8 protein-coding genes are annotated in these 12759 nt (G+C 72.2%); 3 read left to right on the top strand and 5 right to left on the bottom strand.

The annotated features are described in order from the left end of the window. Positions 1–3 precede the first annotated feature (3 nt). Positions 4–2523 (top strand): penicillin-binding protein 1C, encoded by a 2520-nt coding sequence (gene pbpC, locus WMF42_RS22615; RefSeq protein WP_437684627.1) that lies wholly within the window; start codon positions 4–6, stop codon positions 2521–2523. 81 nt (positions 2524–2604) lie between these two features. Here pbpC and WMF42_RS22610 read toward each other — a convergent pair whose 3' ends face one another. Next, the gene (locus tag WMF42_RS22610; RefSeq protein ID WP_061610925.1) at positions 2605–3876 is read right to left on the bottom strand and encodes a DUF1501 domain-containing protein; all 1272 of its coding nucleotides are present in this window, start codon (positions 3874–3876) and stop codon (positions 2605–2607) included. A gap of 8 nt (positions 3877–3884) precedes the next feature. Further along, entirely contained in the window at positions 3885–6194 is a 2310-nt protein-coding gene (locus WMF42_RS22605) for a DUF1588 domain-containing protein (RefSeq protein ID WP_061610924.1), read from the bottom strand. A 437-nt stretch (positions 6195–6631) separates the two neighbouring features. Between WMF42_RS22605 and WMF42_RS22600 the strand changes: the two genes are divergently transcribed. Further along, entirely contained in the window at positions 6632–7933 is a 1302-nt protein-coding gene (locus WMF42_RS22600; protein WP_061610932.1) for a sigma 54-interacting transcriptional regulator, read from the top strand. A 194-nt stretch (positions 7934–8127) separates the two neighbouring features. Here WMF42_RS22600 and WMF42_RS22595 read toward each other — a convergent pair whose 3' ends face one another. From WMF42_RS22595 to WMF42_RS22585, 3 genes are read right to left on the bottom strand one after another with little or no spacing between them, the layout of a single operon-like run. After that, positions 8128–8802, bottom strand: a complete 675-nt coding sequence (locus WMF42_RS22595) for a hypothetical protein (protein ID WP_437684625.1) — start codon at positions 8800–8802, stop codon at positions 8128–8130. A 60-nt stretch (positions 8803–8862) separates the two neighbouring features. Further along, positions 8863–10023 carry a GNAT family N-acetyltransferase gene (locus WMF42_RS22590; RefSeq protein WP_061611408.1) on the bottom strand — a complete coding sequence of 387 codons (1161 nt, stop codon included), beginning with the start codon at positions 10021–10023 and terminating at the stop codon, positions 8863–8865. Beyond that, entirely contained in the window at positions 10013–11149 is a 1137-nt protein-coding gene (locus WMF42_RS22585; protein ID WP_061611409.1) for a quinone-dependent dihydroorotate dehydrogenase, read from the bottom strand. Before WMF42_RS22585 ends, WMF42_RS22590 begins: the two co-directional genes overlap by 11 nt. A 275-nt stretch (positions 11150–11424) precedes the next feature. On the opposite strand from WMF42_RS22585, the gene WMF42_RS22580 reads away from it, so the two are divergent. After that, positions 11425–12720, top strand: coding sequence for a M18 family aminopeptidase (locus tag WMF42_RS22580; RefSeq protein WP_437694326.1), 1296 nt, complete (start codon positions 11425–11427; stop codon positions 12718–12720). Positions 12721–12759 lie beyond the last annotated feature (39 nt).

Below are 12759 nucleotides of genomic sequence, written 5' to 3'. Positions count from 1 at the left end.
TCCGTGGGCGCGCCCTCTCCGCCGTGGACCGGCCGGCCCGCGCGGTGGCTCGCGCGCCTCCGCCCGCGCTCGCCGCTGCGTCGCGCCGCGCAGATCGCGCTCGCGGTCGCGATCGCGCCGTGGCTCCTGCTCGGCGTCGTCGCGGCGCTCACGCCGCTCCCGCCGGAGCTCCGGGCGGCCGAGGATCGCGCCGTGTCCACGGTGCTGCTCGATCGCCACGGCACCGTGCTCCGCGAGCTCCGCGCCGGCGACGGCGCGCGCGCGCGCTGGCTTCCGCTCGCCGAGGCCGGCGATCGCATCCAGCGCGCCCTGCTCGCCGCGGAGGACCGGCGGTTCGCGCGCCACCCCGGCGTCGACCCGATCGCGATCGCGCGCGCGATCGGCCAGCTCGCGGCGGAGCGGCGCGTCGTCTCGGGCGCGTCCACGATCACGCAGCAGCTCGCGCGCGCGCTCGTGCCGCGCCCGCGGACGGCGCGCGGCAAGCTCGGCGAGATGGCGCTCGCGCTGCGCATCGAGGCGTCGCTCTCGAAGCGCGAGATCCTCGAGCAGTACCTGAACCGCGTCGCGTTCGGTCCGGGCCTGCGCGGCGTCGAGGCGGCGAGCCGCTTCTACTTCGACAAGCCCACCGCCGACCTCTCGCTCGCCGAGGCCGCCGCGCTCGCCAGCATGCCGCGCGGCCCGGCGCTGTACGACCCGCGCCGCGGCACGGGGCCGCTCGAGCGCCGCAGGAACCGCGTCCTCGATCGCATGCTCGCGGCCGGCCTCGCCGGCGAGGCCGAGGTGGCCCGCGCCCGCGCCGAGCCCATCGCGCTCGCCCCGAAGGGAAGCGGCCTCGGCGCGCCGCACCTCGTGCGCGCGGTGCTCGGCGGCGCGCTCGGCGACGGCGCCGTCGCGGCGCCGCTGCGCGGCCGGGCGAGCGAGATCACCCTGACGATCGACCGCGGCCTCCAGCGGGAGATCGAGGTGCTCGCGCAGCAGACAGTCCGCGGCCTCTCGGACCGCGACGTCGGCGCCGCGGCGGTGGTGGTGCTCGAGAACGCGACAGGCGAGATCCTCGCGTACGTCGGCTCGCACGACATCGACGACGTCGCCGGGCTCGGCCACAACGACGGCGTCCTCGCGCTGCGCCAGCCCGGCTCGGCCCTGAAGCCGTTCGTCTACGAGCTCGCCATGGAGCAGCTCGGCTTCACCGCCGCGACCGTCCTGCCCGACGTCGAGCTCTCGTTCCCGACCGCGGACGGCAGCTACGTCCCGCGGAACTACGACGGGCGCTTCCACGGCCCTGTCCGCCTCCGGGACGCGCTCGCCAGCTCGTACAACGTCCCGGCGGTCTGGACGGCGGCCGCGCTCGGCCCCGATCGCGTGCTCGCGCGGCTCCGGGAGCTCGGCCTGGGCTCGCTCGACGGCGAGCCGTCGCGCTACGGCGTCGCGATCGCGCTCGGCGACGGCGAGGTCCGCCTCCTCGATCTCGCGAACGCCTACGCCACCCTCGCGCGCGGCGGGATCTACATGCCGGTGCGCGCGGTGCGCGCGGTAACGAACGCGCCGCGCGCGGTCTCCGACGAGCCGCCCGCGCCAGCGCCGCCGTCGAGCGCGCCTCCCGAGCGCGGCGCGCGCGTCCTCGACGCCGCGCGCGCCCGGGTGATCACCGACATCCTCGCCGACGACAAGGCGCGGCTCGCGTCGTTCGGCGAGGGCAGCGCGCTCGACCTGCCGTTCCCCGTGGCCGCGAAGACGGGCACGTCCAAGGGGTTCCGCGACAACCTCGCTGTCGGCTTCACGCCCGACGTCACGGTCGCCGTCTGGGTCGGCAACTTCGACGGCTCGCCCATGGGCGGCGTCAGCGGCATCACCGGCGCGGGCCCGCTGTTCCGCGACGCCATGCTCGCCGCCGCGCGCGTCCGGCCGCCGCGCCCCTTCGACGCGCCCGATCCCGACCTGCTCGCCGAGGTCGAGGTCTGCAGCCTGTCCGGCATGACGCCGACCGCCGCGTGCCCGCACAGCCGCCGGGAGCTCCTCCCGCGCGGCGACGCCGCGGCGCTCTCGCCGTGCGACATGCACGAGATCGTGCGCGTCGATCGCCGCAACGGCCTGCGCGCCGGGGCCTGCCCCGACGCGGCGGTCGAGGAGCGCGTCTTCGAGCGCCACGACGCCGAGCTCACCGCGTGGGCGCGCGCCGCCGGCCGGCCCATCGCCCCCGACGAGGCCTCGCCCCTCTGCGGCGCGCTCCCCGGGCGCGACGGCGCGGCGCAGGCGCAGGTCGGCGCGCGCGTCCGCGTCGCGTACCCGCCCGACGGCGCCCGGTTCGTCCTCGACCCCTCGGTGAACTCGCTGCAGGCCATCCGGCTCCGCGCCGACGTCCCCGCGGGCGTGCGCCGCGCGCGCTTCGTGCTCGACGGCCGCCCGATCGAGGTCGGCCCGCCGTTCGCGCTCGACTGGCCGCTGGTCGCCGGCGCGCACCGCCTCCGCGTCGAGGCGGACGGCGCCTCGGCCGGCGAGGAGATCGCGTTCTCGGTGGAGTGAGCGGCGGGGGAGGGCTTCGTGCGGCGGCGGGGAGGGGAGCGCCCCGTCCCCGCCGTCACGCTGCGGCGGGAGCGACCGTCGTCACCCGAAGATCGGCAGATCCTCTTTCTCGGAGAGGGGGAACCGCTGCACGAGCGGATCGTCCGCGATCCCTGCGAGCTTGCGCAGCGCCTTGTGGATGTGCCCCGGCTTGATCCGGACGCCGCCCTCGCTCGGCTGGAGCGTGACCGGATCGACCTCGAGCGGGTTGTGCCGCTCGTCCGTCGCCCCGATCACCCGGTTCCCCTGAATGCCCGCGCCGGCCAGCATCATGCTGGTGATGTTCCAGTGATCCTTGCCGTTGCCCTCGTTGTACCCCGGGGTCCGGCCGAAATCCGAGCCCACGACGACGACGATCCGGTCGGCGAGGCCGAGCTCCTCCGCGGCGCTCAGGAGGAAGTCGACGCCGTCGCAGATGTTGCCGAGCCGGGGGATGTGGTTGTCGTCGTGGTTGCCGTGGGTGTCGAACCCGCCCACCGTCAGGTTCGCGCTGACGCAGATGCCGGCCTGGTAGGCAGCGAGCGCTACCTGCGCCTGGCGCCGCAGCGAGGCCTGCTCGAACTCCGCGGGCAGGAACTGGATGAGCTGCTTGAGCTCGTTCTGCCCGACGCGCGAGGTGAAGAGCGTGCTCATCGCCTGCTTCACGTGGGGCAGCCGCTGCTGATCGAGCCGCGCCGCGTGGCGCGCCTGCCGGGCCTCCAGGATGCGCGTCATCGTGGCGTCGGTGTGGTAGCCCTCGCGCTTCTCGGCGGACGGATCGATCACGTTCGGGTACGCGAGCCGCTGGAGCAGGCCGGTGTCGGGCACGCGCGTGACGGCCACGACGTTCGCTGTCGTGTCGTAGCCGCCGTTGCTGATGAACCCCATGGGCAGCGCGCCGCCGTGCACGCCGGTGACGAGCGCCGCGAAGCCGGGCTTGCCCTCGCGGAGCGTCCCGCACCACGTGTTGCGGACGCCCGCGTCGTGGCTGTTCGTCTCGGTGTCGATGCCGTTGATGATCAGCAGCTTGCTGTAATGCTTCTTGAAGAACTCGGCGTTGGTGCCGACCGGCGCATACCGGAGGTTGCCGGCGGTCCCGATCTCTCCATTGAGGTAGCTGCGGTTCATCGCCTCCCGCGTCTTCTGCTCCTCGGCGCTCATCGCGCCCTTCGGATCGCAGAGGCTCGTCGGGTCCCACCCGCCGCTCGCGTGGATATGGATCCAGAGGGGGCCCGAGTAGGGGCCAGCCGCCGCGGCGTCCCTCGACAGCGAGCCCGCTGCGACGACGCCGAGGCCCGCCATCGATGCCAGTTTGAGGAAATCTCGACGTTCCATGGCTGCTCCTACTGGTAAAGAAACCTGAAGTCCGACAGGAGATAGGTCATGACGCTCATCCACGCGCGGACCGTGTAGTTGTCGTCCCGCGTGAGCTTCTCCTCCTCGGGCAGCCCCTTGCGGGTCCAGTAGTCGTTGTGCACCTGGCAGGCGCCCGGCAGCGACCTCGAGAGCCGGCCCTCCTCGCCCTCGGCCTTCGCCATGCCGGCCTTGCCCTCCTCCCACGTCTCCAGGAAGACCTTGTACGTCCGCTCGAGCTCGGGGTCGCCGAGCTCGAGCGACTCGCCAAGCACCCGCTTGTGCAGGTGCTGGATGTTCTTCTTGATCGCCTCGACCGCCGGCAGCACGTCGAAGTCGTTCGTGTCCCGCGGCTCGAACGTCGTCTCGACGTGGGGGAAGAGCAGCCGCTCCTCCTGCGGGAGGAACAGATCGCGCGGCACCGAGATGCACGCCATCTCGTTCGCCATCCGGTCGGCGACGTTGGCCATGATCCCGTTCGGCTCCGTGATCCGCTGGACCACCTCCTCCGAGTCGATGCCGCCGTAGAGCAGGCGGTAGGCGTCGCGCCGGAGCAGGAAGTCGTAGCGGTTCCCGTCGTCCTCGAACGCCCTCGGGCGCCACGGGTACCCCGTCACCGCCCAGATCTTCCGGTGGAGCTGCTCGGGCCCGAGGAACCGCGTGCCGCCGAGCTGCGTCAGCGCCTCGCCGCGGGACGACGGCTGCGCGACGTTGCGCGCCCTGAAATAGGGGCTCTTGACGATGGCCTTGACGACCGTCTTCAGGTTGTAGTCGCTGTCGGCGAAGTCGCGCGCCATCGCGTTGAACGCGTGGTACTGGGCGAGGTACGACCGGAACTTCGCGCTGAACTCCGGATCGTCGTTCGTCGGCGCGACGAGCGGCTTTTGCCCGGTGAGGCCGGTGTACATCGTGTAGACCGCCGAGAGCGCGAAGCGGGGGTCGTCGGCGACGCGCTTGGCCACCCACGAGAGCGCGCTCGGGAACTCGCTGTAAGGCACCGACTCGGCGCCGAAGCCCGGCGGCCGCATGTCCTCGTACCAGGTGTCGTCCGCCCTGTACCGGCCCGTCGAGTCGAAGCTGTGGAATCCGCCGGACAGCGGGTCCAGGGCGGCGTGGCAGACGGTGCACGCCGCGTTGTTCATCGTCGGGTTGAAGTCGGTGATCTTCGTCTGATCGAGCGGCTGCTCGGCCGTCTTCAGGATGTCTGTGCCGAGGAAGTACTGATAGACCATCCTCGCGCGGTGCCGGTTCCTGTTGGTGCTCGTGGTCGGGTGCCTCGAGAGGAAGACGGGGGAGGTGAGCACGCCCGCGAGCGGGACAGGATCGCGCTTCACCGGGACGAACTCCTCCGGATCCGCGTCGTTCTGGAACTCGGCCGACACGCCGTACGCCTTGGCCGAAAACGGGCTCACGACCGTGTAGTCGGCGGTGAGGACCTCCTTGAAGGACCTGTCGTTCCGCACGATGTACGCGATGAGCTCGAGCGGCTCCCGGCCGATGGCGCGGTTCGTCCAGCTCTTCAGCTTGTTGATGGCGTCCTCCAGGTCCCGCGCGCCGTATTTCTCGACGAGCGCCGGGTCCTGCGGGAGGCTCGCGTACCACTTCGGGTCGTACGCGTCGCTCTTGATCAGGTCGATGGCCGCCTCGCCGTTCAGGTAGCGATCGGTGAGGAAGAGATCGTTGTAGATCTCCATCAGCCGCACGTAGAACGCGTCCTCCGTGAGGAGCTGGTCGAGGATCGGGTCGAGCGCGTCCATGCCGCTCTGGGCGACGGCCTGCTCCTCGGCCTCGGTGGGCAGGCGCCCGGCGAGCTCCAGGCTCGCCATGCGGAGCGTCTCCGCCGACCCGCTCATCAACACGTCGGCGAAGGACGCGTTGACGTCCGTCTCGCAGGACGAGGGGCTCTTCGTGCGGTCCACCATCTCGCGGAGCGCCTCGTACTCGGGGCCGTCGACGTCGATGACGTGGCCGCCGGCGTGATCGATGGTCTTCGTCGGCTTGAGGAGCACGTACGACTCGCCGCCGAGCTCGAGCCCCGCGAGCGACTTGAACGTCGCGAGGTTCTTGTCGAGGAAGCCCGCTTCGCTGCTGCCGGCGAGGATCAGCTTGGTCTCCGCCGCTTGCCCCTGCGGGTTATGGCAGCCGATGCATTTCGCCGAGAGGATGGGGACCCACACCTTCTCGGCGAAGAACTGCTCGTCGGAGATGCACGGGCCGTCGGCCTCGCTGCTGCAACCGGTGGACACGGTGGCGAGCGCGCTCGCCCCCGCGGAGAGCCCCAGGATTCCCAGGGCCGTCACGGCGCGCTTCCGGAGTAACCATCCTGTTCTCGGCATAAGCATCCTCGTCGGGAGCGCCTGCGCGCCCCCGCGTTGAGGGGACCGGGAGAGCGGAGCCCCGAACCGCGTTGATCGAAACACACACCGACAGACCGTTGTGGGCTGTCATTCAACGACGCCCGACGGAGCGAACGGGACAGTCGCTCGACCCGTCTTCTGCGTAGCCACGTAGTCTAACCTCACTAGGGCCTCTCCCGCTACGCGCTCAGTACATTCATTGATCTGAATTTCTCCGCGACATCTCTCGTGGCTTTGAAGTTTTTCGACGAGGGACCGCGTCTCATCGGGAAGTCACGTACCCGGTGCGTCCATGTGCGCGCGCGCGGCGCCTCCGACATGGAGAGGCGGGAGCGTACGGAGATGTGGTCAAGGCCGGGGAAATCGAATAACCGTTGGATATGAGCTCGACGAGGGACGCGACCCGCGCTCGCGCGGTCCAGTGGTTCGTTCGCGGAGGGACGCTGCGGGCGGCGGGCCGGGATCCCGTCAAGATCGGCATCGCGCCGATCGTGGTGGGGCGTGATCCGAGCTGCGGTGTGGTCGTCGACGATCCGGAGGTCAGCTCGACGCATTGCGAGCTGCGCGCGGAGGGGCCCGGCGTGCTCGTCCGCGATCTCGGCAGCAAGAATGGCACGTTCGTCTCGATGGTCCGCATCCGCGAGGCGACGTTGACGGCCGCGTGCGCCATCCAGGTCGGCGGGTCGGTGCTCAGCTTCGAGCCGCTCGAGAAGGAGCGCGTCGACGTCGGCTTCGACGAGAGCTTCGGCCCGCTGATCGGCGCCTCGCCGCGGATGCGCCACCTCTTCCGCCTGCTGCGCGAGGTGGCGCCGACGGAGCTCTCGCTGCTCATCACGGGCGAGACCGGCACGGGCAAGGAGCTCACGGCGCAGGCGATCCACGACGGCTCGAGCCGGCGCGGCGGGCCGTTCGTCGTCGTCGACTGCGCGTCGCTGCCCGGCGCGCTGGCCGAGAGCTTCCTGTTCGGGCACGAGCGGGGCGCGTTCCCGGGGGCGAGCGATCGCAAGAACGGCGCCTTCCACGAGGCGAACCGCGGGACGGTCTTCCTCGACGAGATCGGCGAGCTGCCGCCCGAGCTCCAGCCGAAGCTGCTCAGGGTGCTCTCGGAGCACAAGCTGAAGCGGGTCGGCTCGCGGATCTACGAGCCGGTCGACGTGCGGATCATCGCGGCGACGCGCCGCGATCTCGGCCGCAGCATGAACACCGGCCGCTTCCGGAGCGACCTCTTCTTCCGGATCGCCCAGATGCGCATCGAGCTGCCGCCGCTGCGCGAGCGGCGCGAGGACATACCGCTGCTCGTCGCGAGCGTGTGCGAGCGCATGGGGTGCCCGGAGCGCGCCGTGGAGATGGTCAATCTCATCACCACGACGCTCGGCCAGCACGATTTCCCGGGCAACATCCGCGAGCTCATCAACGTCACCAGCGTGGCCACGAGCCTGCCGCCCGGCGCCGAGGCGATCGCGGCGATCCTCCCGCTGGAGGGCGGCGGCGACATCGTCGCGCCGACGTCGGCCTTCGGCGAGGCGAAGCGGAGCGCCGTCGCGGCGTTCGAGCAGCGTTACTTCAGCGAGCTGATCCGCGCGACGGGCGGCAACATCAGCGAGATGGCGCGCCGCGCCGGCATGGAGCGCCACCACGTGCGGATGTTCCTGCGGAAGCACGGGCTGACCGCCAAGCAGTGAGGCAGCGCACCGCGCCTGGCGCGTCTCCCTCGTGAAACAGGGAGAGAGAGAATTTGAACCACAGAGGCACAGAGGGCACAGAGGGGGAGAGGGAGAGAAAGAGATTTTAATTCTTCATTCTCTCTCTCTTCCTCTGTGCCCTCTGTGTCCTCTGTGGTTCAATCTCTCTGCTATTTTACAGGCAAACTGACCTTCTAGGCGCCGCCCGCTCCGCCCTCGCCAGCGCCGCTGCCGCCAGCGCCGCTGCCGCCGGCGCCGCCTGCGCCGCCGCTGCCGGCCGGGTCGCCGCCGGTGCCGCCGGCGCCGCCCTCGCCGCTGCTCGTCGTCGTGGCGGTGGTCGTGGCCGGGTTGCCGCCGCAGCGCTCGACGTCGCCGCAATCGGCGCAGGAACAGCCCTCGAAGTACTCCGCGCACGAGCCGTTGTCGGTGCAGTGATCCGTGCACCGCGGGGTGTCGGTGCAATCGGCGCAGGTGCAATCCTCGTTGACGCCGCACGCCATGTTGTCGTTGCAGCCGCGCCGCGGGCTGCACTCGGCGACGCTGCCGGCGCAGTCCTGGCAGGTGCAATCCTCGCCGTCGGGGGCGTCGGGCCGCAGATCGCAGGCGCCGTCGTCCTTGCAGTGGCCGAGGCAGCTCGCCGAACCGGCGCAATCGGGGCAGCCGCAGCTCTCGGGGACCTGCGCGAGGATCGTGCACCGACCGTCGGGGCTGCCGCCGAAGCAGCCGAATCCGAGCGCGCCGCCCGCCCCGGCGACCGTCGCCGCCGTGGTCGTGGTGGTCGCGTCGGGGGTCGGTTCGCTGGAGCAGCCGCCGGTCGCGGCGAGACCGAAAGCCACAGAGGAGACGAGGAGGGCAAGAAAGACACGCATGCCCCGAAGCATCCCTCTCCGGAGCGCGTCACGTCAACACCGCGCGTCACCGCGGCGCGCTCAGCGGAATGCCACGCTCCGGTCCGCGGTGCGCGCGCGGACAACGGCGCGCTCGCGCACGAGGAACTCGCGCACGGCGGCGTCGAGGCGCGGATGCGCGAGGTGGTGCGCGCTGTGGGTGACGCTGGGAGCGAAGCCGCGCACGAGCTTGTGCGACCCGCCCGCGCCCGGCTCGAAGCGGCGCAGTCCGCGGGCGATGCAGTCCTCGACCGGGTGGTAGTAGCAGACGTTGAAGTGCAGGAACGGGCGCTCCTCCGAGGCGCCCCAGTAACGGCCGTAGAGCGTCTCGGGCCCCGCGAGGTTGAGCGCGCCCGCGATGGCCCGCTTGCCCTCCCGCGCGAGGACGATCTCGACGCCTCCCCGCGACCCGGCGCGCTCCCCGTCGCTGCGGAGCCGGGCCGTGATCTCCTCGAAGAAGGCGCGGTTCAGGTACTGCCGGCCCCAGGCGAACTTCTCCACCGTCGAGACGTAGAAGCCGAACATCACGTCCACGATCTCCGGCGTGATGTCCGCGCCGCGGAGCGTGTCGATCGAGATGCCCTGCCTCGACGCCTCGCGCATCTCGCGCCGGATCTGGTGCCGCCGCTTCGCGTTGAAGCGCGCGAGGAAGTCGTCGAACGTGCCGTACCCCTCGTTCTCGAACTGGAACTGGATGCCGCACCGGTGCGCCATGTTCGCCCCGGCGAGGGCGGCGGCCTCTTCCTCGGTCGGGAACAGGACGTGGGCGCTCGAGATGCGGCCGCGCGCGACGAGCGTGCGGAGCGTCTCGGCCAGGACCGGCAGGAGCGCCGGCCGGTCCTCCGGCCGCCGCACCAGGAGGCGCGGCGTCGTGGCGGGCGTGAACGGCACCGCCACGACGAGCTTCGGGTAGTACGGCGCGCCGAGCTGGTGCGACGCGGACGCCCAGCCGTGATCGAAGACGAACTCGCCCTCGCTGTTGTCCTTGAGGTACGCGGGCGCGGCGGCGAGCAGGACGCCCTCGACGCGGAACGTGATGTGGTGGGGCAGCCAGCCCGCCGCCTCGCCCACGCATCCCGTCCGCTCGAGCGCGTCGAACCACGCCCACGAGAGGAATGGCGCCTCGCTCGCGCCGTCGAGCGCGTTCCACTCGTCCTCCGGGATCTCGCGGATGGTGCCGTGGACCTGCGCTTCAAGCTCCATGGTCGATCATAGCAGCGCGCGCCGCGCCGCCCGGCCGACCGGAGAGCTCCTGGATCGACCGCGCGCCCGAGCGCGCCACGAGCTCCGACAGGCCGCGCGCGATGGAGGCGGGGAGGAGCGGCCCCCCGTAGATGAAGCCCGTGTAGAGCTGCACGAGGTCGGCGCCCGCCTGGATCTGATCCATGGCGTGCTCCGCCGACTCGACGCCCCCGGCGCCGATCACCGTGACGCCGCCCCCGAGGCGCGCGCGGATGCGCCGCACCATCGCGAGCGAGCGCTGCCGGAGGGGCGGCCCGCTGAGCCCGCCGGCGCCCATCGCCTCGACGGCGGCCGGGCTCGTCGCGAGCCCGTCGCGCCGCACCGTGGTGTTCGTCGCGATGACGCCGGCGAGGCCGACCTCCTCGACGACGGCGAGCAGCGCCTCGAGCTCCTCGTCGCCGAGGTCCGGGGCGACCTTGATGAGCAGCGGCAGCGGCCTCCCGCCGGCGCGGTTCTCCCGCGCGATCGCCGAGAGGAGCGCCCGCGCGATCGCCGGCCCCTGCATCGCCCGGAGGTCCTTGGTGTTCGGGGACGACACGTTGATCACGACGAAGTCGGCCGCGCGCCGCACCTCGCGGAAGCTCGCGAGGTAGTCCTCGATCGCGGGCTCGATCGGATCGAGCGGCGCGACCCGCGACTTGCCGATCGAGATGCCCACGGGCACGCCGACGGCCGCCGCGCCGCCGCGGTCCTGGAGCCGCTCGGTGACGCGCGCGGCGCCCTGGTTCGGGAACCCGAGCCGGTTGATCAGCGCCCGGTCGGCCGGCAGCCGGAAGAGGTTCGGCGGCGGGTTCTCGGCCTGGGCCTGCGCGGTGACCGTCCCGAGCTCGACGAAGCCGAAGCCGAGCGCGGCGAGCGCGCGGGCGCGGCGGGCGTCCTTGTCGAAGCCGCCCGCCACGCCGAGCGGGGAGGGGAAGTCGAGCCCCATGGCGCGCACCGCGATGCGCCCGTCGCGGGGCGCGAGGCGGGCGCGCACGAGGGCGCGGAGCGGCGCCGCGTGCTCGATCGGGCCGAGCGCGAGCATGCCGAGCTCGTGCGCCAGGCGGGGTGGAAGCGCGAAGAGGAGCGGTCGGACGAGGCGGTACATCGGGGCGCGTCTCCCTTGCGGCGCGCGGCCCGGAGGAGGCCCGGCGCGCGGCGCGGCGGTGGGCGATACCATGACGCACAGGCCGCGTGTGTCGCGAATCTCGGCGACAGGAGCGAGGGGAGCGAGGGGGCGCGAGGGCGCGCGCGCACCGCGAGGCGCGCGCCCGCTCTGCTAGACTCGGCGCCCCCATGACGTTCCCCGAGATTTCCGATCGCGCAGGCGATTCCAGGCCATCGACCGACCTTGGCGAGCGCTTCGCGCGGAGCGCGGACGAGATGTCGACGCTGCGCGAGCGCGGCGTCGCGGCCGCCCGCGACCTCTGCGCCTTCATCGATCGCGCGCCGACGCCGTTCCACGCCGTCCGCGAGGTCGCCTCGCGGCTCGCGGCGGCCGGCTTCTCGGAGCTCGGCGAGCGCGACGCGTGGACGCTCGCGCCGGGCGATCGCCGCTACGTCATCCGGGGCGGCTCGACGATCGTCGCGTTCGTCGCCGGGGCCGAGCACCCCGCGCGGGGCGGCTTCCGCATCCTCGGCGCCCACACCGACTCGCCGAACCTCCGGGTGAAGCCGAACGCCGAGCTCTCGCGCAGCGGCTACCAGCAGCTCGGGGTCGAGGTCTACGGCGGCGTCCTGTACTCGACCTGGCTCGATCGCGACCTCAGCGTGGCCGGTCGGGTCCACATCCGCAGGGAGGGCCGGGTCGAGCGCCACCTCGTCGATCTGGGCCGCCCGGTCGCGCGCGTGCCGAACCTCGCCATCCACCTGAGCCGCGGGGTCAACTCCGAGGGGCTCGTGCTCAACGCGCAGAAGCACCTCGTCCCCGTGATCGGCCTCGGCAAGGAGGCGGACCTCCAGGCGCTGCTCGCGTGCGTGGTCGACGCCCCGCGCGACGCCGTCCTCGGCTTCGATCTCTGCCTGTACGACACGCTCAAGGCGTCGCTGGGCGGGCTCTCCGACGAGTTTATTTTTGCATCCCGGCTGGACAACCTCGCGAGCTGCCACGCCGCGACAGCGGCGCTGATCGGCGCGGGCGATCCTGGCGCGGCGACGCGGGTCATCGCGCTGTACGACCACGAGGAGTGCGGCAGCCGGAGCGCCGTGGGGGCGGCGGGCAGCGTGCTCCGCGACGTTCTCGCGCGGATCGTCGACACGTACCCGGCGCGCGAGCCCCAGGCGTTCGCGCGGGCGATGGCGGGCTCGCTGCTCATCTCGGCGGACATGGCCCACGCTGTGCACCCGAACTACGCCGATCAGCACGAGCCGCGCCACGCCCCGCAGATCAACCGCGGGCTCGTGATCAAGTCGAACGTGAACCAGTCCTACGCCACCGACGGCGCGACGGCGGCCGCGCTCGAGGCGCTGTGTAACGACGTCGGCTTCTGCCCCCAGCGCTTCGTCGTGCGCAGCGATCTCCCGTGCGGCAGCACGATCGGCCCGATCACCGCGGCGGCGCTCGGGATCGCGACGGTCGACGTCGGCGCGCCGATGCTGAGCATGCACTCCTGCCGCGAGATGGCCGGCACGCTCGACGTGCACCTCTCCATCGAGACCTACCGCCGCGCGCTTATCTGAGCGCGCCGCTGCGCCCTCGCCTGCGCGCGGCGGTCACCC

The sequence above is a fragment of the Sorangium sp. So ce176 genome, assembly GCF_051519835.1.
Classification (GTDB): Bacteria; Myxococcota_A; Polyangia; order Polyangiales; family Polyangiaceae; genus Sorangium; species Sorangium cellulosum_G.
Note: the sequence above shows the minus strand (reverse complement) of the source record. Positions and strands in the feature narration are given on the sequence as shown.